The organism is Streptomyces sp. NPDC053076, assembly GCF_044546845.1.
GTDB lineage: Bacteria > Actinomycetota > Actinomycetes > Streptomycetales > Streptomycetaceae > Streptomyces.
Genome location: NZ_JBITZL010000005.1, coordinates 331,438 through 355,039 on the forward strand (window position 1 = coordinate 331,438; position 23,602 = coordinate 355,039).

The following is a 23,602-nucleotide window of genomic DNA, read 5'->3' on the forward strand; positions in this document are numbered from 1 at the left end:
ATCTCCTCGTCGGTGGCGCTCCGGTGCCCGGTCGTGAAACCGGGCACGGTGGAGCGTCGCTCTCTTGTTTCGGTTACATCCTCGGGGACGTACGTCCCCCGGGATCACGCCTCGGCGGAAGCCTCGGCAGGGGCCTCGTCAAGGACCTCGTCGTGGGCCTCGTCAAGGACCTCGTCGTGGGCCTCGGCGTTCACAGCGTCCGGGTCCGCGGCGTTCTGCGACTTACCGGGGTTCGCCTTCGCTTCGGCCTTGCGGGCCTCCTGCGCCTGGCGGGCCTCGGCCATCGCCTCGGTCTTCTTCTTGTGCGGACCGAGGACCATGATCATGTTGCGGCCGTCCTGCTTGGGATTCGACTCGACGAAGCCGAGGTCCTGGACGTCCTCCGCGAGACGCTGCAGCAGTCGGTAGCCCAGCTCGGGGCGGGACTGCTCGCGACCACGGAACATGATCGTGATCTTGACCTTGTCGCCCTGCTTGAGGAACCGGACGACGTGACCCTTCTTGGTGTCATAGTCGTGCGGGTCGATCTTCGGCCGGAGCTTCATCTCCTTGATGACCGTGTGCGCCTGGTTCTTGCGCGCCTCACGGGCCTTCATGGCCGACTCGTACTTGAACTTCCCGTAGTCCATGAGCTTGCACACGGGCGGACGGGCGTTCGCCGCGACCTCGACCAGGTCCAGGTCGTACTCCTGCGCAAGCTCCAGTGCCTTAGCGAGCGGGACAATGCCCACCTGCTCGCCACTGGGACCGACAAGTCGCACCTCGGGAACGCGAATCCGGTCGTTGATGCGGGGCTCGGCGCTGATGGATCCTCCTCGGTAGCACCACACGGCAGTCTGGCGGACAGCCGCGTAACGTCTGCAATTCCTTAGACCTAACCGCGCCGAAGCACAAAAAATGCCCCGGACGATCACATGCGGGGCTCCAAGCACTACCGGAGCACCGCCGCGATGTCGCGGGGCGCGCTTTCGGGCGACTCCATCGTCCGTACGGAACGATGGTGGCCGCCTGACCGGAGACCCGCCGTCCCGGAGGACAGTCAGGTGGGAGATCGGAGCCTCCACTTGTGGGCTGGGCACTTCAGGTCCAGCCGGTCGTTACACGAGGTTACCAGCAACGGTGGGGAAGGGCTAATCGAAGGGCCCCCGCCCGCCCTGCGTGCCCGGTCCGCGTACCGCCGCCCGCAGGACGGGCGCCCTCCGCGCACCGCTTATCGTGTGGGACATGAGTGACACCCCTCCTGAGTCCCCCGACTTCGACGCGATGACCCGGGACATCGCCGAGGTCCCCGCCGTCGAGGTGATCGTGACGGTCGCCGTCAACCTGATGAGCGCCGCCGCCGTGAAGCTCGGGCTGAGCGAGGAGGGCGAGAAGTACAAGGACCTCGACGAGGCCCGGAAGCTGATCACCGCGCTCGCCGGCCTGCTGGACGCGGGCGCGACCGAGGTCAGCTCCTTCCACGCGGCCCCGCTGCGCGACGGCCTGAAGTCGTTGCAGCTGGCGTTCCGCGAGGCGTCGATCGTCCCGGACGACCCGGGCCAGGGGCCGGGCGAGAAGTACACCGGCCCGGTCTACGGCTAACCCTTCAGGTACAGGGGCTCGCCCGGAGGCGTGGTCCCGGCCGGCAGCAGTGCCAGGTCGAGGCCGCGCACCAGGCGGGCCCTCAGTGTTTCGTCGGCGGCGAGACGCTCGGCGACCGCGCGGGCGGCCTCGGCGGGCGGCGCGGCCGGGTCCAGGACGAGAGCGAGGGTGCCGTCGGCCTGTCCGGGTCCGAGGTGGGCGCGGAGCACGGCGGGCTCCGCCGCCACCGCCGCGCGGACGGCTTCCACCACCGCGGGGTCGGCGAGCGGGTCGGTGCTGGTGCGGCCCTCGGCGAGGGCGAGCAGCGCCGGGCCCGTCAGTTCGAACGGCACGGGTCCGGCGAGGTCCAGCACGACGGTGTCCGCCTGCTCGTGCGCGGCGGCCTCCAGGGCCTGGTGCAGGGGCACGGCGACCGGACGGGCCGCCGGGTCCCAGCGGGCGAGGGAGTCGGTGGAGGTGAAGGCCGGCAGCGCGGTGCGATGGCCGGCCTTCAGGGTGGGTACGGCCATGTCGCTGGTCTTCTCGCGGCGCAGCCCGTTCTCGTCCTCCTCGACCTCGCCGAGCACGGCGACGACGGGGACCAGCAGGCGGGCGCCCTTCAGCGCCTCCAGCACCGGGCCGAGGGCGCCGCGGTCCTCGGCCCAGGCGGCGAGCGCCGCGCTCAGCCGGGGGTCGGCGGAGCCGTCGTCGTCGGAGAAGCCGGAGTCGGGAATGTTCTTGTTCGCCACGGTCCCGACCCTAATCCAGGGTGCGGGCAGCCGGCCGCGGACCCCCGGGAAGGAACCGGAGAGCTGCTTACACCGGACGCCGCGGCCGGCTACGACAAGCTCCTGGACCTTCCTCGGCCCGCTGGTCGTCGAATCGCTGTCGGGTCTGGAGGCAGTGGGGGGAGTTGCCCTCGCACCGCTGCTTCAAGCATCCGCGTGCCTCAGGAGATGGCCACAGGGTCTGTCACTGAGTGCTGGACAACCCTCGTCGCGAGGCCGCGCCCCGTGAACGCTGAAGCTCCTCGGTGAAGTTGAGTACACGAAGGTCAGCGTCCAGCACGCGGATCAGCTCACCGACCCGTCCGCCGCCCCCCGGCGCCGTCGGGAAGCGTCTGAGCACGTCGACGACGACCGGTGTGGCACGACGCACCGTCCGCCCAAGGTGTTCAGCACCGACGCTCCGGTCGTCGCCGGCGAGGAGTTCGGCCGCTCTGGCCGCGTAGGCGCCGGCTCCGAGAATGTGCTTGACCTGGGTGGCCTTGGCCAGCGGATGCAGGTAGGCGGCGCCTGCCGCGGACATCGCCGCCCACGCTGCCTCGCGCGCCGCCGCGGTATCCGCGCTCCTGGCTGCCTTGAGGGCCGCCGACGCTGTGTCGCGCAGCGATTTCCCGCGCTCACCACCCTGGGCGAACTCCCACGCGGCACCGACAGCGTCTCGAGGACGCGAGTCGTCCGGCTGATCGGCCTCGAAGATCTCCAGCACCGGCTCCGCGCACGCCGCGGCGAACGCGGTGACCGCACGAAGGTCCTGCTCGCTCAGAACGACCTCGCTCGCTTCCCCTGTCATGGTCCCATCTTCGATGACCGCGCTGAACAGAAAGGCGGTAGGGCGGTTCCGGGCCGCCCGTGCCGGCTCGCTCCCCAGCGGACCGGATCGCCGAACTGCCGGACCGGACCGGGCGCGTCGTCGCCGTCGGGCCGGGGCAGGCTCTGCCGACTGCCGAAAGCCCGACCTGACGTGTCAGCCCCTGAGATGTCCATCGGCACCTCGCCGGCCCTGCGCACGGAGGGTCCTCACGGGAATCTCAGCTCTCCCTGACCCGGATCTCATGCCGGCCCAAGGCGGCGCACAGTCCGCGTGCCGAGCATCGCGGGCATGGAGTCCTCCAGAGCCCGCCGTCGTCGCCGCGCGCGCCCGTCCCGGTGTCGCGCGCTCCTGCGCACCGCGCTCGCCGTCGTCGCCGTGGGCGGGGTCACGGCCGGCGGCACGGTCTATGTGACGGCGCGGGCGCACTCCGGGGCGGCGGCCGTATCGTCGGCGGCGGCGTCCTCGGCCACCTCCTCGGCCGGGGCGGGCGAGGAGGCATCGGTGGAACCTGTGACGCAGCCCGCGGTGGACCGGGACGCGCTGCTGAGCGCGGCGATGGCGAAGGTCGCGGTGCCCCCGGGCGCGACGGTGTCGGCGGCGGTCCTGGCGGTGGATTCCGGCGAGAGCGCGGTGTACGGCGACGCGGCCTTCGACACGGCGAGCATCGTCAAGGTCGACATCCTGGCCGCCCTGCTGCTCCAGGCGCAGGACGCGGGCCGGCGGCTGACGGCCGACGAGAGGGCGTACGCCGCGAAGATGATCGAGAACAGTGACAACGCGTCCGCGACGGCGCTGTGGCACACGATCGGGCGGGCGGCCGGGCTGGACGCGGCGAACGAGCGCTTCGGGCTGACCGGGACCTTCGGCGGGGACGGCGAGCTGTGGGGGCTGACCCGGACCACCGCGGCGGACCAACTGGTGCTCCTCCAGCAGGTGTTCGGGGCGGACTCGGAGCTGAGCGCGACCTCGCGGACGTATGTGCAGGGGTTGATGAAGGCGGTGGAGCCCGATCAGCGGTGGGGGGTCTCGGTAGCCGCGGTGGGCGACTCCCCGGCATTGAAGAACGGGTGGCTGCCGCGCAGCACGACGGGGCTGTGGGACGTCAACAGCATCGGCCGGGTGACGGTGGACGGCGCCGACTACCTGGTGGCGGTCCTGTCGAACGGCACGGCGAGCCAGGCGAGGGGCATCTCCCTGGTGGAGGCCGCGGCGCAGGCGGCGGTGTCGGCGTTCGGCGACACATGACATCGACCTGGACGGCGCCCGGTACGGACCGGCGAGGCCCCCCTTCTCGACCTCCGGCCGCGCGGGCACCGGTTGCGGGGAGGCCCAGGCACCGGGCACCTGCTGCGGGGGCGCACAGGCACCGGGCATCTGCTGCGGGTGGCGGTGTCACCAGGAGGTCGGGTGTAGCACCGGGTCGCGGAGCCACTCGGCGATCAGGTGCGGCACCGGGCGGCGGGCACACGACGCTCGGGTGTGGCGCCGGGTCGCGGTGTACGGCGGTCAGGCAGCCGCACCGAGCCGCAGGGCCGCACGGCGATCGGGGGCAGCGCCGGATGGCGGGGGGTCAGGACGGTCTTCTGCGGGTCCGCCAGAGGATCACCCCGGCCACCAGGAGGATGCCGCCCGCGCCACCGGCGAGCGGGGCCGCCCAGTCGGCGGCGCCGCTCGTGGCCTTGGCGGTGTCCGGCCCGGCGCCGAAGTACTTCTCGTCGTACGCCGCGGCACGCAGGCGGCCCTGGGGCTCCAGGCGGTCCGCCGCCTTCAGGGCCGCCGCCGGGTCGATCATGCCGAAGCCCCGGGAGTCGTCCCGGCCGCCCACCGGGGCGTCCCGGGCGGTGTCCTCCAGCAGCTTCTTGATCTGGGCCGGGGTGAGGCCGGGGTGGGCCGACCTGATCAGGGCCGCCGCGCCCGAGACGAAGGCGGAGGCCGCGCTCGTGCCCCACCCCGCGTAGTACTTGTGGTCGGGATCGGCGATGACGACGTCGACGCCGGGCGCGCTGACGGCCGCGTACCAGCGGCGGGTGGAGAAGGCGGCGCGGGTGCCGTACTTGTCCACGGCGGTCGCGGCGATGACGCCCGGGTAGGCGGCCGGATACGACACGTGGTCACCCTTGTCGCCGCCGTTGCCCGCGGAGGCGACGACTGCGACGCCCTTGTCCAGGGCGTACTGCACGGCCTCGTCCTCGCTGGGTTCCGGATGGGCCGAGTCCGAGTCGTCGCCGAGGGAGAGGTTGATGACGTCGGCGCCGTGGTCGGCGGCCCAGCGGATGCCGTCGGCGAGGGCGTTGCCGCGGGTGGTGCGGGCCTTGGCGCGGGCGGGGTCGCCGTCCTCCAGGATCACGCGGACGGGCAGGATCTTCGCCTCGGGGGCCACGCCCAGGACTCCGTCGGTGTCGCCGGGGCCGTGACCGTGCCCGGCGATGATGCCCGCCATGGCGGTGCCGTGCCGGGCCCAGGTGCGGTCGCCGGGACCGGCGCCGAAGCCGATCATGTCCTTGGCGGGCAGGACGTTGCCGGTGAGGTCGGGGTGGTCGGCCTCCACGCCGGTGTCCAGGACGGCGACGGTGATGCCCTGGCCCTTGGTGGTCTGCCACGCCTCCTCCAGGTGGAGGGCGGACAGGCCCCACTGCTGGCCGCGCAGGCCGTCGGCGTGGGCGACGGTGGAGGGCAGCAGGGTGAGGGAGCCGGCGAGCAGCAGGCTCACCGCCGCTACGGGGGCGCCCACGCGACGGTGGCCGCGCCTCGATCGCTTCACGAGGACTCCTTCGCGGCCGTGCCGACGGTTTGGCGCAGGCGTCGTTGGATGCGGTCGGCCAGGCCCTTCGCTTCGTTGCCGAGGCCGGCCTGGGCGGGCGCCGTGGTGGCACCCGAGCGGACGGCGTCGGCGGCGGGCACGGGCGAGTCGACGGTACGGCCGTCGGCCCAGCCGGAGACGGCGTAGGCGACGACGGGAGCGTCGGTGAGGACGGAGATGGTCCAGGAGGCCCGTTGCGCGGCGCCGAAACCGCCGGCGGCCGTGCCGGGGGCGGCGTACGGCCGGGGCAGCAGGTCGGCGCGCCGGTCCAGGTGTTCGTCGCGGAAGCGGGCGGCGAGCGCGGACATGGCGGCGGGGTCGGCCTTGGTGAAGAGCAGGCCGACGGTGGTGACGTAGGTCTGGGTGGCGTCGGTGTAGGTGGCGCGCAGCAGCCGCCGGCAGCCGACCGGGGCGAGGGCCGTGCTCAGCAGCGGGTCGAAGGCGTGGACGCAGCCGCTGTCCGGGGCCACCGCGATCCGGGTCCAGCTGCGGTCGGCGCCACCCGGGCCGGCGCCCGTACCCTCGACGGTGGGCGGGAACAGCTCGTCCACGGGCACGCTGTGCCAGAGCGTTCCGGCGGTGCTGAACGCGTTCCCCGCGCCGCCGTCCTCGCCGTCACCGGTGAGCCAACTCCCCGTCAGAGAACCGCCGATGAGGCCGAGGCCGAGCACGAGACAGGCGGCGGCAGCGGCGGTGCGCGACCCCACCCGGGGGCGCGTGCGCTCGCCGGACAGCTCGGGTTCCGCGAACGACACGACGGGCCGGCCGACCGGGGCGGCACTCCAGGAGTGCGCCGGGTCCGGCGCGACCGGGGCCGCCGGGTGGGCGGGCGCCAACGGGGTCCAGGCACGCGCACCGGGCACCGGGTCCGGCGCGACGGGACCCGCCGGACGGGCGGGCGCCAACGGGGTCCAGGCACGCGCACCGGGCGGCGGCTCGGCCCGCCCGGCCGCGGGCCCGGCGGAACCGGCACGGGGCCGTCCGGCGGCGACGGCCGGCGTACCGCCGGCGCCGGGCGCGGGCGCGACACCGGTACGGGGGTCTCCCGTCGCCCCGCCGGACGCAGGCGCGGCGGACGGGATTCGGGGGTCTCTCACCGCCCCGCCGGACGCAGGCGTGGCGGGCGCGGGGGCAGGGTGCCGGGAATCCGGCGCCGAGTTGCGGGAGCGCGGTGAAGCCGACGGTGAGGTGAACGGCGCTGATGACGACGAGGCGGAGCGGATGGGCCGCAGCCGGGCCGTCGTCTCCGCCGGGGTCTCCGCCGGGACGCCTTGCCTCCCGGGCACCCCACCGGGCCGGAGCCCAGCCGCCGTCCCCACGACCGTCTGCGCGGGAGCCGTCTGCGCGGTCGGACGCCCCCCGTTCGGGAAGCCTGCCGAGGCCGCCGCCCCTGCCGGACCTGCCGAGACCGTCGGACCTGCCGGGCCTGTCGAGGCCGCCGCCCCTCCCCGCCCTGCCGAAGCGGCCGGAGCTGCCTGCGCCGCCGGGCTCGTCCCTGGCGTGAATGCCGTCGGGCCTCCCAGGGCGCCCGGACCTGCGGGGGCGCCCAGACCTGCGGGGGCGCCCGAGCCTGTCGGGGTTCCCGGGCCCGCCTGGGTGCCCGAGCCCGCCGGGGTCGCCGGGTGGCCGGAATGCCCGTCGGGGTACGTCGGCCCGGTGCCTCCGTGGTGGGCCGCGGGTCCGGTGCTCGGGGGTGCGTCGGGGAACCGGGCCGAGGCGGGGGGCGGGGGCGGACTCACGGAGTCGGCGACCTCAGGCACGTCCGACTGTCGGAACGGCGGCACGCGCCGCCCCCGGCCGGCACCACTGGCAGGCCCGGAGCGCTCGGCCCGCGCGACGCCCCCCACACCCTGCGACACACCACCGACTCCCCTGCCCTCCGGTACACCACCGGCTCCCACACCCTGCGGCGCACCGACTCCCGTGCCCGCCGGTACACCACCGGCCCCCGCACCCCGCGGCACACCGGCTCCCGCACCGCGCGGCGCCCCACCTGATCCCCCCCTCTGCGACCCACCGGCCCCCACACTCTGCCGCCCACCGGCAACCGCACCCCGCGGCCCACCGGCAACCGCACCGCGCGCCGCACCGTCGGCTCCCGTGGCCGCGGTGCGGTCGGGGGCGTTCGTCGGTGGGCGGGGGCCGCGGGGGGTGAACACCGACGGCTCGTCGTCGGGATCGGCGGCCGGTGTCCGGTCGGTCGGGCGGGTGGGTGCGGAGCGCGTCGGCGGACGCTGGGGCGGGGGCCCGGGGGCCGTGCCCTGCGGTGCCGGCTCGGCGCCGGTGCCGACGGGCTGCCCGGGCGGAACCGACGGGCGGGGCGGAACGGGGGCGTGCCGCGCTTCCGTGCTCATGCACCCCCCGTTTCCTCGTGCCCGGGCCGTTTTCCTCGCACGTGGGCCGTCCTGCTGCTCAACCGTGCCCGGCCGCGGAAGCGTCCCCGGGCACGCATACCCGTACGGCTGGACGGGCATCCCGGTTCACCTGGCGCGCGGGGTGCGTTCCGCCGTACGTGCGCGTCACTCTACGGCTTGTCGGGGGCCGGGACGGAACCGGTCCACGAGCCCGGGGCATCTGCCCGGAACGTCCCCCTACCCTGCGGTAATCCTGTCTGGCAGGCTTCCGCCATGACTGCGCCTGCCGCCGACCGGGCCCGTTACGACCGGGCCACCGCCCATCTCGACGCCCCTCTGGCGATCGTGGACCTCGACGCGTTCGACGCCAACGCGGCCGACCTGGTGCGCCGTGCCGGCGGCAAGCCGGTCAGGGTCGCCAGCAAGTCGGTGCGCTGCCGGGCCCTGCTGGAACGGGTCCTGGCCCGCGACGGCTTCCAGGGCATCATGTCGTTCACCCTGGCCGAGTCGCTGTGGCTCGCTCGGTCCGGCTTCGACGACGTCCTGCTGGCCTACCCCTCGGCCGACCGCGCCGGGTTCGCGGAGCTGGCCGCCGATGCCAAGCTCGCCGGGGCCGTCACCGTGATGGTGGACGACCCGGCCCAGCTCGATCTGATCGACGCCGCCCGTGACGGGGGGCGTGAAGTGGTGCGGGTCTGCCTGGAGTTGGACACCGCGCTGAAGCTGCTGGGTGGCCGGTTCCGGGTGGGCGCCCGCCGCTCTCCCCTGCATGCCCCCGGCCAACTCGCCGAACTGGCCCGGTCGGTGGCCCGGCGACCGGGATTCCGGCTGGTGGGGATCATGGCGTACGAGGGGCACATCGCCGGGGTCGGGGACGCGGTCGCCGGGCGGCCCCTGCGCTCCCGGGCGATCCGGCTGATGCAGGCCGCCGCCCGGCGGGAGCTGGCCGAGCGGCGGGCCGCGGTCGTCCGGGCGGTGCGGGCCGTCGCCCCGGACCTGGAGTTCGTGAACGGTGGCGGCACCGGCAGCGTGCAGCACACCGCCGCCGAGGACGCGGTGACGGAGATCGCCGCCGGCTCGGGACTGTACGTGCCGCGCCTGTTCGACAACTACACCTCCTTCACCGGCCGCCCGGCCGCCCTCTTCGCCCAGCCGGTGGTCCGGCGGCCGGGGGTGGGTGTCGTCACCGTGCTCGGCGGCGGCTACCCGGCCTCCGGCGTCGCGGGACCCGACCGGCTGCCGGTGCCGTATCTGCCGGAGGGGCTGCGCTACGACCCGCAGGAGGGCCCCGGGGAGGTGCAGACCCCGCTGCTCGGCTCCCCCGCCGACGACCTGCTCATCGGCGACCGGGTGTGGTTCCGGCACGCCAAGGCGGGCGAGCTGTGCGAGCGGTTCGACGCGCTGCACCTGATCGAGGGCGACGCGGTGACGGCGACCGTGCCGACCTACCGGGGTGAGGGGCGGACGTTCCTGTGAGCGCCCCCCGGTAGGCCGCTGTCACGGACGGCCGGGCCCGTGCACCTCGCCGCCTACAGGGGCGTGACGTACGCGCCCGAGATCCCGCCGTCCACCAGGAAGTCGGTGGCGTTGACGAAGGAGGAGTCGTCGCTGGCCAGGAAGGCGACGGCGGCGGCGATCTCCTCGGCCTCGGCGAACCGCCCGACCGGGATGTGCACCAGGCGGCGCGCGGCCCGCTCGGGGTCCTTGGCGAACAGCTCCTGCAGGAGGGGGGTGTTCACCGGGCCGGGGCACAGGGCGTTGACCCGGATGCCCTCGCGGGCGAACTGAACTCCCAGTTCGCGGGACATGGCGAGGACCCCGCCCTTGGAGGCCGTGTAGGAGATCTGGGACGTGGCCGCACCCATCCTCGCCACGAAGGACGCGGTGTTGATGATGGAGCCCTTGCCCTGGCGGCGCATGTAGGGGATGGCGGCCTTGCAGCACAGGTAGACCGAGGTGAGGTTGACCTCCTGGACGCGTTTCCATGCCTCCAGGCCGGTCTCCAGGATGGAGTCGTCGTCGGGCGGGGAGATGCCGGCGTTGTTGAAGGCGATGTCGACGCTTCCGTAGGTGTCGTAGGCCGTCTCGAACAGCGCTTCGACCTGCTCGGGGTCGGTGACGTCGACCTTGACGAAGAGGCCGCCGACCTCGTCGGCGGCGGCCTTGCCGCGGGCCTCGTCGACGTCCGCGCAGACGACGTGGGCGCCCTCGGAGGCGAGCCGGCGGGCGGTGGCCAGTCCGATGCCGCTGCCGGCTCCGGTGACGACGGCGGTACGGCCGACCAGGCGGCGGCATACAGTTTCTTCGGTCACTGTGCGGAGCCCTCCGTGCTGATGAAGACGTTCTTGGTCTGGGTGAAGGCGGTCAGGGCGTCGGGGCCGAGTTCGCGGCCGAGGCCGGACTGCTTGAAGCCGCCGAACGGGGTCCAGTAGCGGACGCTGGAGTGGGAGTTGACGGACAGGTTGCCCGCGCGGACGGTCTGCGAGACGCGCAGGGCGCGGCCCACGTCCCGGGTCCAGATGGAACCGGAGAGGCCGTAGGGGGTGCCATCGGCGAGCCGGACGGCGTCCTGTTCGTCGGTGAAGGGGAGCAGGACGGCGACCGGGCCGAAGATCTCCTCGGTGGCCGCCGGGCTGTCCGGCCGCTCCCCGGTCAGGACGGTCGGCGGGAACCAGAAGCCGGGCCCGTCGGGGGCGCTGCCGCGCAGGGCGGGGGCGTCCTCGGGGACGTAGGCCCGTACGCGGTCCAGCTGCTGCCGGGAGATCAGCGGGCCCATCCGGGTCTTCTCGTCGGCGGGGTCGCCCACGACGACGGCGGCCAGCGCGTCGGCGAGGAAGTCCCGGGCCTCTTCGAACACCGTCTCCTGAACCAGGATGCGGGTGCGGGCGCAGCAGTCCTGGCCGGAGTTGTCGAGGAAGGAGAAGGGGTCGAGGGCGGCTTCGAGGTCGGCGTCGGCGAAGACGATGTTGGGGCTCTTGCCGCCGAGTTCGAGGGTGACCGGCTTGACCAGGCGGGCGCAGCGTTCCATGACCTCGCGGCCGGTGCGGGTGGAGCCGGTGAACACGACCTTGGCGACGTCCGGGTGGTCCACCAGGGCGCGCCCGGCGGTGGCGCCGTAGCCGGGCAGCACCTGGAAGAGGTGCTCGGGCAGGCCCGCCTCCAAGGCGAGTTCGGCGAGGCGCAGCGCGGTGAGCGGGGTGGTCTCGGCGGGCTTGAGGACGACGGCGTTGCCCGCGGCGAGCGCCGGGAAGGAGCCCCAGGCGGCGATCGGCATCGGGAAGTTCCAGGGGGCGATCACCGCGACCACACCGAGGGGCTCCTGGAAGGTGACGTTCCAGCCGCCCGGTGCCGGGATCTGCTTGCCCAGCAGGCGTTCGGCGCCGCCGGCCGCGTAGAGGAGCAGATCGCGGGCGTTGCCGGCCTCCCAGCGGGCGTTGCCGACGGTGTGGCCGGCCTCGCGGACCTCCAGCTGGGCGAGTTCCTCGGTGCGGCCGTCGACCACGTCCGCGAATCGGCGCAGCAGCCGGGCCCGGTCGGCGGGGGCGAGGGCGGCCCACTTCCGCTGGGCCCGTGCGGCCCGTACGACGGCGGCGGCGACGTCCTCCTCGCTCGCGGCGGGGACGGTGGCGACGACTTCTTCCGTGGCGGGGTTGAGTACGCGGAGTTCGTGCGGGTCAGTCAAGGGGCGACCTTTCACGGGCGTCTTCCCGGGCGTCTTCACAGGCGTTCGAAGGAGCGGCGCAGCTCCCAGTCGGTGACCGCGGCGTCGAAGGTCTCCAGCTCGACGCGTGCCATGTTGCGGTAGTGCGCGACGACCTCGTCACCGAAGGCGGCCTTCGCGATCGGGCTGTTCTCCCAGAGGTCGGCGGCCTCCCGCAGGGTGGTCGGGACGTGCGCGAATCCGGCGGTGTAGGCGTTGCCCGGGCAGGGGTCGGGCAGTTCGAGCTTCTGCTCGATGCCGTACAGGCCGGCCGCGACCAGGCCGGCGACGGCGAGGTACGGGTTGACGTCTCCGCCGGGGAGGCGGTTCTCGAAACGCAGGGAGCGGCCGTGGCCGACCACGCGCAGGGCGCAGGTGCGGTTGTCGTGGCCCCAGGCGACGGCGGTGGGCGCGAAGGAGCCCGGCTGGAACCGCTTGTAGGAGTTGATGTTGGGGGCGTAGAGGAGGGAGAAGTCGCGCAGGGCGGCGAGCTGTCCGGCGAGGAAGTGGCACATCACCTCGGACATGCCCCCGTCCAGGTCACCCGCCATGGCGTTGGCGCCGTCGGCGTCGGCGAGCGAGAGGTGGATGTGGCAGGAGTTGCCCTCGCGCTCGTTGTACTTGGCCATGAAGGTGAGCGAGACGCCCTCCTGGGCGGCGATCTCCTTGGCGCCGGTCTTGTAGAGGGCGTGCTGGTCGCAGGTGACGAGGGCCTCGTCGTAGCGGAAGGCGATCTCGTGCTGGCCCGGGTTGCACTCGCCCTTGGCGGACTCGACGGTGAGGCCGGCGCCGGCCATGTCGTTGCGCAGCCGGCGCAGCAGGGGTTCGATGCGGCCGGTGCCGAGGATGGAGTAGTCGATGTTGTACTGGTTGGCGGGGGTCAGCCCGCGGTAGTTCGCGTTCCAGGCTTGCTCGTAGCTGTCCTTGAAGACGATGAACTCCAGCTCGGTGCCGACCTGGGCGGTGTAGCCGAGCGCGGCGAGCCGCTCCAGCTGGCGGCGCAGGATCTGACGGGGGGCGGCGACGACCGGGGAGCCGTCGTTCCAGGCCAGGTCGGCGACGAGCAGGGCGGTGCCGGGGTGCCAGGGGACGCGGCGCAGGGTGGCGAGGTCGGGGCGCATGGCGAAGTCGCCGTAGCCGCGGTCCCAGGAGGACATCGCATAGCCGTCGACCGTGTTCATCTCGGTGTCCACGGCGAGGAGGTAGTTGCAGCCCTCGGTGCCGTGGTGCAGGACCTCGTCGAGGAAGAAGCGGGCGGCGAACCGCTTGCCCTGGAGCCGCCCTTGCATGTCGGGGAAGGCCAGGACGACAGTGTCGATCTCACCGCTCGCGACGAGGGCGTGCAGTTCCTCGACGCTGAGCGGGGGTGTGCGGTCTGCCACGGGAGAGCCTCCTTGGGCGCCATCGCGCTTTTTCGGCCGGGCCGGAAGCCATAAGGTATTGCGGAGAACCATTGCTTGGGAAGGGGGTGCGGCGCATGTCGCAGGACGCGGGTCCGGAAGGGCTCCGCGAGCACCTGGGGACCGACCGGCTCACTCCGGTGCTGCGGCCGGTACGGGCGGGCAACGGTTTCGAGGAGGCGCTGGAGCAGATCCTCCAGGTCGTCCGGCTGGGCCTGGTGCCGGGCGGCGAACGGCTGCCGGCCGAGCGGGAGCTGGCGGAGCGGCTGGGGATCAGCCGGGTGACGCTGCGCGAGGTGCTGAAGGTGTTGCAGGACCAGGGGCTGGTGGAGGCGCGGCGCGGACGGTACGGCGGAACGTTCGTGCTGCCGCGTCCGGACGCGGGCGGCGAGGACGAGTTGCGGCGCCGGATCGCCGAGGTCGACGTCGAGGACGTGCTGCGCTTCCGCGAGGTGCTGGAGGTGGGCGCGGCCGGGCTGTGCGCGGCGCACGGGCTGACCGAGGAGCAGGCGGGGCGGCTGCGGGAGGCGCTGGACCGCACGCACGAGGCCCCGCTGGCGGATTACCGGCGGGCCGACACGCTGTTGCACCTGACGCTGGCCGAGCTGTGCGGCTCGCCGTCGCTGACCGCGCAGTACGCGGCGGTCCGGGCGACGGTCAACGACCTGCTGGACTGCATCCCGCTGCTGGTCCGCAACCTGGAGCACTCCCAGCGGCAGCACACCGCGCTGGTGGAGGCGGTGCTGGACGGGGACGCGGACGGGGCGCGGGAGATGATGCGCGAGCACTGCGCGGGGACGGCGGCCCTGTTGCGGGGCTTCCTGACCTGAGCCGGATCTGCAAAGGTTTGACGGCGAACCTTTACTGGGCCATCGTGAAGCAGGCCCCTGGAGGCCGCCGGGGCACCTTGAAACGGGCCCCTGGAGGCCACCGGGCCACCTTGAAACGGGCCCTTGGAGGCCACCGGGCCATCTTGAAGCAGGCCGTTGGAGGCGCGCACCGTGAAGCGAGCACCTTTGGATGCCAGGGAGGGCAGCATGACCGTACGGCCGCTGATCGGCGTGAGCACATATCTGGAGTCCGGCGCGCGCTGGGGTGTGTGGGAGCTGGAGGCGGTGCTGCTGCCGGCCGGTTATCCACGGCTGGTGCAGCGGGCCGGCGGACTGGCGTTCCTGCTGCCGCCGGACGCCCCGGAGCGGGCCGCCGAAGCGGTGGCCCGGCTCGACGGGCTGGTCATCGCCGGGGGCCCGGACGTCGACCCCGCCCGGTACGGCGCCGAGCGCTCGCCGCGCACGGGGCCGCCCGCGCCGGAGCGGGACGCCTGGGAACTGGCGCTGATCGAGGCGGCGCTGGCGGCGGGTGTGCCCCTGCTCGGCATCTGCCGGGGCATGCAGCTGCTGAACGTCGCCCTCGGCGGCACGCTCGTCCAGCACCTGGACGGACACGCGGAGGTGGTCGGCGTGTTCGGCGGCCACCCGGTGAAGCCGGTGCCGGGGACGCTCTACGGCGACATCGTCCCGGAGGAGCTGACGGTGCCGACCTATCACCATCAGGCGGTGGAGCGGCTCGGTGCGGGGCTCGTCCCGTCGGCCTACGCGGCGGACGGGACCGTGGAGGCCGTGGAGCTGCCGTCGGAGCGCGGCTGGGCCCTGGGCGTGCAGTGGCACCCGGAGATGGCCGAGGATCTACGACTCATGCGGGCCCTGATCACAGCCGCCTCCTGAGCCGGGCCCATGAGAATCCGCGGGCCACGCGGGCCCCTGGTCACAGCCGCCACCCGAGCCGGGCCCACGGGGTCACAGCCGCTTCTTTAACCGGGCCCGGGAAAATCCGCGAGCCACGCGGGCCCCGGTCCCAACCGCCTCCTGAGCCAGGCCAGGGCGGCGTCGCCCTGCGCGCGCTGGAAGGGGCGCAGGGTGGGCAGACCCGGCGGCGCGGGATTCAGTGAGCTGCGCAAGAAGTAACCGGTGAGGGCGGCGAGCGTCGCGGTCACGGCGTCCGGGTCCGCGGCCCGGCCCAGCGGGTGCGCGGTGAACACCTCCTCGGGATCGGGGCCGCCCTGGGCCCGTACGCACGGCAGCAGCACCAGCAGGTCGAACCAGGGCGCGGCGCGCAGGACGTGCGGCCAGTCCACGAAGACGACGCCTCCGTCGGCGGTGAGCAGGACGTTGTCCGCGCGCAGGTCGCCGTGGGCCAGGGTGTCCCCGGACGCGCCCTCCGCCCAGCCGGCCTCCAGCGCGGCGAGTTCGGGCAGGTGGACGGCGGTCCACTCGCCGAGTCGGCCCCGCACGTCACCGGCCTCGCCGTCGTGCAGCCGGCGCCAGCCGGAGAAGGCGTCGGCCAGGTCCTCGGCGACGGGTGGGGCGTCGACCGGGGACGGGGTGCCGGTACGGGCGAGCACGGTGACGGCGTCGAGCACCCGGCGCAGTTCCGCCGGCCGCCAGGGCACGTGCGGCTGGCGTCCGGCCACCTCCTCGAAGACCAGGGCCACCCAGGTGCCGTCGTCGTACGAGCCGAGCAGCCGGGGCGCGGGTACGGCGGCCGGCAGCGCGGCGGTGTTCCGCGCCTCCTTGCGGTGCAGGCCGGGGCTGTGCGGGTTGGCCTCGGCGCTCACCGCCTTGACGAAGCCGGCGCGGCCGGTGGCCGTGCGCACGCGGACGGCCACGCCGGGCGAGAAGCCGCCGTTCTGGGTCACCGCCCGCACGACCGGCGCCCCGAGCACCTCCGCGACGGCGTCGCGGACGACGGCCGGGAGGTCTTCCCAGGGGGCTCGGACGCCGGTGGCGGGCGGAGCGGTGACAGTCATGGAGAGCATGGTGCGGGCTGGTGAGCCGCGGGTCCAAGGCTTTTCGCCCCGGCCGGCCCGGCCACCCGGCGGATCGACCGCGGTTGCCACCCCGACCCGCTCCCGGGCCCGGGCCGTGGTCGGCCGGTCGCGCGGATCCCCACGCGCCTGAGGAGCCGACCTGGGCATGGGGTGGATCGGCCACCGTCGCAGCCACAGACTCACCGCTCCCGGGCGCGGACCTGTGGTCGGCCGGTCGCGCAGTTCCCCGCGCCCCCAGGAAACCGGACCGGCCGCCGACAGGTCAGCACCCCGAGAACAGCGAACCACTGCTGGCCCGGGCCGTGGCCGGCCGGTCGGGCGGAGCTCCGCACCCCGCCCTCAGGGAGTCGGAACGGTCGTCATCCGCGTGTGAGCGACAGCAGCTCTCGTGCGGGGCCCGTCGGGCGGTGGCCGGTGGGCCATACCGCTCGCAGGTCTCGGCGCAGCGAGACGCCGTCGACCGGGATGCTGACCAGGCGCCGCATCGCCAGTTCCTCGCCCACCGCCAGTTCGCTGAGGACAGAGGGGCCCGCGCCACTGACCGCGGACGCCTTCACCGCCGTCGTCGAGGACAGCTCGATCAGCGGCCGGGCCAGGCCACCGAGCGCCGTGTCCAGGACCTGGCGGGTTCCGGAGCCGCGTTCGCGCAGGATGAGCGGGGTCGCCGCGAGTTCCGCCGCCGTCAGGGGGCGCCGGCGGCGGGCCCATGGATGGCCGGGCGCGGTGACGACGATCAGCCGGTCGCGGGCGATCACCGTGGAGTCCAGGCCCGTGGGCACGGTCAGGCCCTCCACGAACCCGAGGTCCGCCTCTCCGGCCAGCAGCAGTTCCGCGACCTTCGCCGAGTTGCCCGCGAGCAGCGAGACGGCCGTGTCGGGGCGCTCGGCGTGCAGCGCGAGCAGCCAGCCGGGCAGCAGGTACTCGGCGATGGTCATGCTCGCCGCGACCCTGAGCCGCGAGTCCCGCCGGTCCCGCAGCGCCCGCGCCCCCGCGTCGAAGGCCGCCGCCGCCTCCACCACCCGCCGGGCCCAGTCCGTGACCAGGGCGCCGGCGTCGGTGAGCCGGGAGCCGCGCGGCGAGCGGTCGACGAGCGCCACGCCCAGCTGCCGCTCCATGGAGCGGAGCCGGCTGCTCGCGGCCGGCTGGGTGATGCCGACCTCGCGTGCCGCCGCGCCGAGACTGCCCAGTCGCGCCACCGCCAGCAGCAGCTCCAGCGCGGCGAGATCCGGCACCCGGTGCGCCAGCGATTCCCTGCTCTCCCGCTGCGCCGCCGCGCCCTGCCGCTGTCCCTCCGCCTCGCTCATAAGACCAGCTTATGTCCCCATAGGCGGGAACCTCCTGGTCAGGAGCGACCGGCGGCGCGACCGTGGAGGCATGGTCACCGCAGCCCAGCCCCTACCCCTGCCTCTGCATCCCTCCGCCCGGCTCCGCCACCTCGGACCGAACTGGTACGCCGCCGTCATGGGCACCGCCATCGTCGCCTCGGCCGGCGTCGCGCTGCCGGGATCGGCGCACGGCCCACGCGGTGTCCTCGCGGCCGTCTGGGCGCTGTCCCTGCTCCTGCTGCTGGTCCTGCTGACCGCGCGGGCCGTGCACTGGGTCCGCCACCGCGACCAGGCCCGCGCCCATGTCCTGGACCCGGCCGTGGCTCCGTTCTACGGCTGCCTCGCGATGGCCCTGCTGGCGGTGGGCGGCGGCGCCCTGACGGCCGGCCTGGATCTGATCGGCACACGTACGGCGGTCGCCCTGGACACCGTCCTGTTCTCCGCCGGTACGGCGATCGGGCTCGGTGCCGCCGTCGCCGTGCCGTACCTGATGGCGGTACGGCATCGTGTCGAGCCCGCCCAGGCCACCCCGGTCTGGCTGCTGCCGCTGGTCGCGCCCATGGTGTCGGCCGCCCTCGGCCCGCTGCTGGTGCCGCATCTGCCGCCGGGCCAGCCCCGGGAGACCCTGCTGCTGGCCTGCTTCGCGATGTTCGGGCTGAGTCTGCTGGCCACGCTGCTGATGCTGCCGCTGATCTTCGCCCGGCTGATCACCGCCGGGCCGCTGCCGCTCGCGCTCACCCCGACCCTGTTCCTGGTCCTCGGTCCGCTCGGGCAGTCCGTCACCGCCGTCGGCAAGATCGCGGACGTCGCGCCCGGGGTCGTACCGGCCCCCTACGACCGTGGCCTCGCCGTCTTCGCCGTGCTGTACGGCGTGCCCGTCATGGGGTTCGCACTGCTCTGGCTGACGCTCGCCGTCGCGCACGTCGTACGGGCCCGGCGGCAGGGCATGGGTTTCTCGCTGACCTGGTGGGCGTTCACCTTCCCGGTGGGCACCTGCGTCACCGGCGCGGCGTCCCTCGCCCGGCACACCGGTCTCGCCGTGTACGACGCGCTCGCCGTCGGTCTGTACGGCGTCCTCGTGGTGGCCTGGCTCGCCGCGGCCCGCGGCACCGTGCGCGGTCTGCTCAGCGGTGAGCTGCTCGCAGGGCCCCGGCCAGCACCCGTGGCGCCTGCGTCAGGGACGGGCCGTACCAGGTCAGGTGCCGTCCGCTGACCAGGGCGCAGGACAGGCCCGGGAAGGCGTCCGGGCCGTCGTCCGCGGTGAAGCGGTAGGGCTCGTCGGGAAGGACGACCAAATCCGGCGCCGCCGCGCGCAGTTCCTCCAACGGGACGCGGGGGTAGCGCTCGGGGTGGCCGGCGTAGAGGTGGTCCACACCGAGGCGGGCCAGGACGTCACCCGCGAAGGTGTCCCGGCCGAGGACCATCCAGGGGCGGCGCCAGACGGGTACGACGGCCGTCGCACGCTCCGCCGGCTCCGGCAGGGACGCCCAGGCCGCCTCCGCCTCGGCCAGCCAGGCGGGCCGTCCCGGCGCGCCGCAGGCGGTGAGCACCCGGTCCAGCTCGGCGAAGGCCCGCGGCACGCTCCGCACCTCGGTGACCAGCACGCGCAGACCTGCCGCACGCAGGGCGTCGAGATCGGCAGCCCGGTTCTCCTCCTCGTTGGCGATGACCAGGTCGGGGGCGAGGGAGACGATCCGCTCCCACCGCGGGTTCTTCGTGCCTCCGATCCGGGTGACGTCCAGGTCCGCCGGATGGGAGCACCAGTCGGTGGCGCCGACGAGAACCCCGGGAAGCGTCACCACGACAGCCTCGGTGAGGGAAGGCACCAGGGAGACGACCCGCACTACGCGACCCCGCCGAACTCAACACCCCGAAGCGACACGAGGACCTGCGCGCCCAGCCCCGACGAACCCGCACACCACCGCCGACCCCACCAGCGAAGCGAAACATCACACCCCCGAAGCATCACACCACCGACCGCCACAGCGCCCCGAAGGGGCGCGGGGAACTGCGCGACCAGCCCCGACGAACCCGCACACCACCGCCAACCCCACCAGGGAAGCGACACAGCCCCCGAAGGGGCGCGGGGAACTGCGCGACCAGCCCGGACGCATCCGCAGGCGACCGTCGGCCCTCCCCCGGGGCTTCTTCGGCCCCTCCCCCCGAGCACCGCCGGCCCCTCCCCCCGGGACATTCAGCGGGACCTGTCGTGGACGGCCTCGATGTGCTCGGCGACCGCCACCACGATGACCCGGGTGTCGGGCACCGTGGCCCGCCAGCGGTGCCGGACCCCGCCGGTCAGATAGAGGGTGTCGCCGCGGCCGAGGCGGTAGGCACGCCCCTCGGCCTCTATCTCCACCGCGCCGTCCGCGACATACATCAGCTCGTCGTTGCGGTGCTGGAACTCCCGGCCGGCGTCGTGGTCGCCGGTGAACTCCGAGGCGTGCAACTGGTGGTGGCCGCGCACCAGGGAGCGGGTACGCGGATCGAAGTCGCCCTCGGCCACGGATTCGGCGCGGACGACGTCCACGCTGGCGGCCGGGTCGGCGGCGGCGAGGAGTTCGACGGCCGTGGTGCGCAGGGCATCGGCCAGCTTCTCCAGGGAGGTACGGCTCGGGCGGGCCCGGTCGTTCTCGACCTGGCTGAGGAAGGGCACGGACAGACCGCTGCGCTCGGCCACGACGGCGAGGGTCAGTTCCAGCGCACGGCGGCGCCGCCGGACGGCCGCGCCCACCCGCACGGGCTGCTGCTCTTTGTGGTCGCCCATCGCTCCGGCTCCCTCCCTCGCTCGTCGTGCCGCTGTCCGGGTGCCCGTCCTGGGGCATCCCTCTTCCGATGACTTCTCTGCACCCTACGCATGTTCGGCAAACCGTTTCACGTGCCTGTCACATCTCCGACATCCCCTTGATCCCTCACCCTCACTGTTCTCGCCAGTGTCCCGGGGCCGGGGACCGGTCCGGGACGGGCTCCCCCGGCAGGATGAATATGCCGACCAGCTGGGCCTGGAGCTTCCACGCCGACCCTCGTCCGTGACTCAGGGTGATTGGCCTGATCTGTTCCGTAGGCGGAAACGCCGCGAGGGGCGGGCAGCGCCGGACGCACGTCGGCGTCCGGCGGCGCCCGCCCCCCGGGAGGCGGTCCGGGCCGGTCAAGTCACCCGGCCGCCTGGCTCCGGGCGTCGTCCTCGGCGACGGGGGCCCACTTGTCGACCAGTCCCGGATGCTGTCGCAGCCAGGTGCGGACGGCGTCCCCCTCCTCGCCCTTGCCGGACTTCTGGATCTGCGCCTCCAGGCTCGTCAGCTGCTCCTCGGTCATCGAGAAGTCCTTCAGCCACCGGGCGACCTGCGGGTTGTCGGCGGCGAAGCCCTTGCGGGCGAGGGTGTGCACGCCGTCGCCCTTGCCCCAGGCACCCTTGGGGTCCTTGAGCTTCTTCAGGCCGTAGTCGCTGTACGCCCAGTGCGGCGACCACAGGGTGACGACGACCGGCTGCTTGCGGCCGTAGGCGCGCTTGAGCTCGGCGAGCATGGCCGGCGTGGAGCCGTCGACCACGTCGTACGTGCCCTCCAGGCCGTACCGCTTGAGCACCTTGTCCTTCAGCAGGCCCATCATGCCGGCGCTCGGCTCGATGCCGATGATCTTCCCGCGGAACTCGGAGGCGTGGTCCTTGAGGTCCTCCAGGGAGTTCACGTCCTTCACGTAGGACGGCACGGTCAGCTCCAGGGAGGTGGGGCCGTACCACGTGCCGAGGTCGTCCAGCTGCTTGCCGAACTTCGCCCAGTACTCCGCGTGCGTGGTGGGCAGCCAGGAGTCGGTCTCGAAGTCGAGCTGGCCGGTGGCGAGGCCGGTGTAGAGGGGACCGGCCGCGTACTGGGTCGTGGTCACCTCGAACCCGCGTTCCTGAAGGAGCTCCTTCCACAGGAACGTGGAGGCGATGCCCTCGTCCCAGGGGATGTAGCCGAGCCTGATCTGCTTGCCCTTGCCGACGTTCGTGCCGGATGCCTCGGAGGTACCGGCGGAGGGGCCGAAGACCCCGATGCCGCCCGCGACGAGCGCGAGGACGACGACACCGGCCAGGGCGACGGCCGGGCGCGGGCGGTACGACCACGCGCGCGTGCGGTCCTGCGCGGCGGCTCTGCGCCCCTGCGGGGAGAGGTGGGTGCCGAGGGCGCCGGTGACGCGGTCCAGGTAGATGGCGAGGACGACGATGCCGACGCCCGCCTCGAAGCCGTAGCCGATGTCGACCTGGCCGATGGCCTGGTTCACGGCGCCGCCCAGGCCGCCGGTGCCGACCATGCCGGCGATGACGACCATGGACAGGCCCAGCATGATCACCTGGTTGACGCCGGCCATGATGGTCGGCAGGGCGAGCGGCAGCTGGACGCGCCACAGGATGTTGCGCGGGGTGGTGCCGAACGCCTCGGCGGCCTCGACCAGTTCCGCGTCGACCTGGCGGATGCCCAGTTCGGTCATGCGGACGCCGGGGGCCAGCGCGAAGATCAGGGTGGCGACGACACCGGGGGCTGTGCCGAGTCCGAAGAACAGCATGGCCGGGATCAGCAGGACCATCGACGGCATGGTCTGGAGCAGGTCCAGGACGGGTCGTACGGCCGCGCTGACCGCCTGGGAGCGGGCTGCCCAGATGCCCAGCGGAATCCCGATCACCAGGGCGATCACGGTCGCCACGAGGACCAGGGCGAGCGTGGACATGGCCTGGTCCCACAGGTCGAGCGAGTCCACGAGGGCGAACCCGGCGAAGGCGAGGACGCCGGCGGGCAGGCCGCGCAGCCACCAGGCGACGACGGCGAGAATGCCCGCCATCAGCAGCGGCTCGGGGGCGGCGAGCACCGAGTCGATGCCGTTGTACATGCCCTCCATGACCGCCTTGATGGCGTCGAAGAGCCAGGACAGGTGGCAGACCAGCCAGTCGACGCCGGAGTCGACCCAGTCGCCGAGATGGATCCTAGGCACGGCCGATCACCTTCTTTCCGCCGCTGCCGTCACATGCCGTCGGCTCGCCCCGCTCGTCACCGAGGAAGGCGACCAGGCGCTGCCGGGGCACGACACCGACGAGGGCGCGGCCCTCGTCGAGGACGGCGACCGGATGGGACAGCCGGGCGCTGATCGCGCACAGCTCGGTGAACGGCGTCCCGGGCGCCGCGGTCTCGCAGCCGCAGTCGGCCTCGTCGCCGCGCAGGTCGGTGTCCATCACGGCGGCTGCGCTCAGCACACGGGAGCGGTCGACGTCCTGGACGAAGGAGGCCACGTAGTCGCCCGCCGGACGCAGCAGGATGTCCTCGGCGGTGCCGGTCTGGACGATGCGTCCGTCGCGCATGACGGCGATGCGGTCGCCGAGGCGCATGGCCTCGTTCAGGTCGTGGGTGATGAAGACGATGGTCTTCTTCAGCGTCTTCTGGAGTTCCAGCAGCTGGTCCTGCATGTCCCGGCGGATCAGCGGGTCCAGGGCACTGAAGGACTCGTCCATGAGCAGCAGGTCCGCGTCGGTGGCGAGCGCGCGGGCGAGGCCGACGCGCTGCTGCATGCCGCCGGACAGCTCGTCGGGCCAGGACTTCTCCCAGCCGGCCAGGCCGCACAGGGCGAGCGCCTCGTCGGCGCGGCGTTCACGCTCGGCGCGGGGCACGCCCTGCACTTCCAGGCCGTAGGCGGCGTTGTCGCGGACACTGCGGTGCGGGAACAGCGCGAAGTGCTGGAAGACCATGCTGATCTTCTTCGAGCGCAGCTCGCGCAGTGCCCGGTCGGTGAGGGTGGTCAGATCCTGGCCGTCGAAGCGCACGCGGCCCGCGGTCGGCTCCAGCAGCCCGTTGAGCATGCGCAGCAGGGTGGACTTGCCGGAGCCCGACAGCCCCATGACGACGAAGATCTCGCCCTCCTCGACGCGGAAGGAGGCGTCGATCACGGCGGCGGTCGTGCCGTCGGCGCGCAGCTCCGCCCGGTCGGTACCCGTCCGCAGCCGTTCCACTGCCTCGTCCGGTCGTCTTCCGAACACCTTGTACAGATGCTCTGCCTCAAGCCTGGGTGCCAC

Annotated in this window: 20 protein-coding genes; 6 read left to right on the forward strand and 14 right to left on the reverse strand. The window is 73.6% G+C overall.

Features of this window, described 5'->3' with window-relative positions:
- Positions 1-104: 104 nt before the first annotated feature.
- Positions 105-830 carry a translation initiation factor IF-3 gene (gene infC / locus ACIGYR_RS22840; RefSeq protein ID WP_391844519.1) on the reverse strand — a complete coding sequence of 242 codons (726 nt, stop codon included), beginning with the start codon at positions 828-830 and terminating at the stop codon, positions 105-107.
- A 394-nt stretch (positions 831-1,224) separates the two neighbouring features.
- On the opposite strand from infC, the gene ACIGYR_RS22845 reads away from it, so the two are divergent.
- The gene (locus tag ACIGYR_RS22845) at positions 1,225-1,581 is read left to right on the forward strand and encodes a DUF1844 domain-containing protein (protein ID WP_391844517.1); all 357 of its coding nucleotides are present in this window, start codon (positions 1,225-1,227) and stop codon (positions 1,579-1,581) included.
- Here the strand turns inward: ACIGYR_RS22845 and ACIGYR_RS22850 are convergent.
- Together ACIGYR_RS22850 and ACIGYR_RS22855 are read right to left on the reverse strand one after the other, a co-directional pair.
- Positions 1,578-2,309: an SseB family protein gene (locus ACIGYR_RS22850; protein ID WP_399600952.1), complete on the reverse strand. Its 732-nt coding sequence runs from the start codon at positions 2,307-2,309 to the stop codon at positions 1,578-1,580. The genes ACIGYR_RS22845 and ACIGYR_RS22850 overlap by 4 nt on opposite strands.
- A 223-nt stretch (positions 2,310-2,532) precedes the next feature.
- On the reverse strand, positions 2,533-3,135 hold the full coding sequence (locus ACIGYR_RS22855; RefSeq protein WP_399600954.1) for a putative immunity protein: 603 nt from the start codon (positions 3,133-3,135) through the stop codon (positions 2,533-2,535).
- A 309-nt stretch (positions 3,136-3,444) separates the two neighbouring features.
- Between ACIGYR_RS22855 and ACIGYR_RS22860 the strand changes: the two genes are divergently transcribed.
- Positions 3,445-4,401, forward strand: a complete 957-nt coding sequence (locus ACIGYR_RS22860; protein WP_399600957.1) for a hypothetical protein — start codon at positions 3,445-3,447, stop codon at positions 4,399-4,401.
- Positions 4,402-4,726: 325 nt separating this feature from the next.
- Here the strand turns inward: ACIGYR_RS22860 and mycP are convergent, their stop codons facing one another.
- Both mycP and ACIGYR_RS22870 read right to left on the reverse strand, forming a co-directional pair.
- Complete coding sequence (gene mycP, locus ACIGYR_RS22865; protein WP_399600959.1) at positions 4,727-5,917, reverse strand: type VII secretion-associated serine protease mycosin; 1,191 nt, start codon at positions 5,915-5,917, stop codon at positions 4,727-4,729.
- Complete coding sequence (locus tag ACIGYR_RS22870) at positions 5,914-7,053, reverse strand: hypothetical protein (protein WP_399600962.1); 1,140 nt, start codon at positions 7,051-7,053, stop codon at positions 5,914-5,916. The genes mycP and ACIGYR_RS22870 overlap by 4 nt, the downstream gene beginning before the upstream one ends.
- A 1,530-nt stretch (positions 7,054-8,583) precedes the next feature.
- Between ACIGYR_RS22870 and ACIGYR_RS22875 the strand changes: the two genes are divergently transcribed.
- On the forward strand, positions 8,584-9,786 hold the full coding sequence (locus ACIGYR_RS22875) for an amino acid deaminase/aldolase (protein ID WP_391844507.1): 1,203 nt from the start codon (positions 8,584-8,586) through the stop codon (positions 9,784-9,786).
- Between the two features lie 53 nt (positions 9,787-9,839).
- On the opposite strand, the gene ACIGYR_RS22880 is transcribed toward ACIGYR_RS22875, so the two are convergent.
- The 3 genes from ACIGYR_RS22880 to ACIGYR_RS22890 are packed head-to-tail and all read right to left on the reverse strand — an operon-like array spanning position 9,840 to position 13,392.
- A complete protein-coding gene (locus tag ACIGYR_RS22880; protein ID WP_391844505.1) occupies positions 9,840-10,622 on the reverse strand; it encodes a 3-oxoacyl-ACP reductase in 783 nt (260 codons plus the stop codon).
- The gene (locus ACIGYR_RS22885; RefSeq protein ID WP_399600964.1) at positions 10,619-11,992 is read right to left on the reverse strand and encodes an aldehyde dehydrogenase family protein; all 1,374 of its coding nucleotides are present in this window, start codon (positions 11,990-11,992) and stop codon (positions 10,619-10,621) included. Before ACIGYR_RS22885 ends, ACIGYR_RS22880 begins: the two co-directional genes overlap by 4 nt.
- Positions 11,993-12,027: 35 nt before the next feature.
- Positions 12,028-13,392: a glutamine synthetase family protein gene (locus tag ACIGYR_RS22890; RefSeq protein WP_391844502.1), complete on the reverse strand. Its 1,365-nt coding sequence runs from the start codon at positions 13,390-13,392 to the stop codon at positions 12,028-12,030.
- A gap of 95 nt (positions 13,393-13,487) precedes the next feature.
- Here ACIGYR_RS22890 and ACIGYR_RS22895 point away from each other — a divergent pair, with 95 nt between their 5' ends.
- Both ACIGYR_RS22895 and ACIGYR_RS22900 read left to right on the forward strand, forming a co-directional pair.
- Complete coding sequence (locus tag ACIGYR_RS22895; protein ID WP_399600968.1) at positions 13,488-14,240, forward strand: FadR/GntR family transcriptional regulator; 753 nt, start codon at positions 13,488-13,490, stop codon at positions 14,238-14,240.
- A 207-nt stretch (positions 14,241-14,447) separates the two neighbouring features.
- A complete protein-coding gene (locus ACIGYR_RS22900) occupies positions 14,448-15,134 on the forward strand; it encodes a gamma-glutamyl-gamma-aminobutyrate hydrolase family protein (protein WP_399600971.1) in 687 nt (228 codons plus the stop codon).
- Positions 15,135-15,220: 86 nt separating this feature from the next.
- Here ACIGYR_RS22900 and ACIGYR_RS22905 read toward each other — a convergent pair whose 3' ends face one another.
- Positions 15,221-16,216 carry a phosphotransferase family protein gene (locus ACIGYR_RS22905; RefSeq protein ID WP_399600974.1) on the reverse strand — a complete coding sequence of 332 codons (996 nt, stop codon included), beginning with the start codon at positions 16,214-16,216 and terminating at the stop codon, positions 15,221-15,223.
- A gap of 380 nt (positions 16,217-16,596) precedes the next feature.
- Positions 16,597-17,541 carry a LysR family transcriptional regulator gene (locus tag ACIGYR_RS22910; protein ID WP_399600977.1) on the reverse strand — a complete coding sequence of 315 codons (945 nt, stop codon included), beginning with the start codon at positions 17,539-17,541 and terminating at the stop codon, positions 16,597-16,599.
- A gap of 70 nt (positions 17,542-17,611) precedes the next feature.
- Here ACIGYR_RS22910 and ACIGYR_RS22915 point away from each other — a divergent pair, with 70 nt between their 5' ends.
- Positions 17,612-18,775 (forward strand): TDT family transporter, encoded by a 1,164-nt coding sequence (locus ACIGYR_RS22915; RefSeq protein WP_399600979.1) that lies wholly within the window; start codon positions 17,612-17,614, stop codon positions 18,773-18,775.
- On the opposite strand, the gene ACIGYR_RS22920 is transcribed toward ACIGYR_RS22915, so the two are convergent.
- The 4 genes from ACIGYR_RS22920 to ACIGYR_RS22935 all read right to left on the reverse strand — a co-directional run bounded on the left by ACIGYR_RS22920 (position 18,687) and on the right by ACIGYR_RS22935 (position 23,602).
- Positions 18,687-19,406 carry a helical backbone metal receptor gene (locus ACIGYR_RS22920; protein ID WP_399600982.1) on the reverse strand — a complete coding sequence of 240 codons (720 nt, stop codon included), beginning with the start codon at positions 19,404-19,406 and terminating at the stop codon, positions 18,687-18,689. The genes ACIGYR_RS22915 and ACIGYR_RS22920 overlap by 89 nt on opposite strands.
- A 350-nt stretch (positions 19,407-19,756) precedes the next feature.
- Complete coding sequence (locus ACIGYR_RS22925) at positions 19,757-20,329, reverse strand: helix-turn-helix domain-containing protein (RefSeq protein ID WP_391844488.1); 573 nt, start codon at positions 20,327-20,329, stop codon at positions 19,757-19,759.
- A gap of 386 nt (positions 20,330-20,715) precedes the next feature.
- Complete coding sequence (locus ACIGYR_RS22930; protein ID WP_399600985.1) at positions 20,716-22,530, reverse strand: ABC transporter permease/substrate binding protein; 1,815 nt, start codon at positions 22,528-22,530, stop codon at positions 20,716-20,718.
- Positions 22,523-23,602, reverse strand: a complete 1,080-nt coding sequence (locus tag ACIGYR_RS22935; RefSeq protein ID WP_399600988.1) for a glycine betaine/L-proline ABC transporter ATP-binding protein — start codon at positions 23,600-23,602, stop codon at positions 22,523-22,525. Before ACIGYR_RS22935 ends, ACIGYR_RS22930 begins: the two co-directional genes overlap by 8 nt.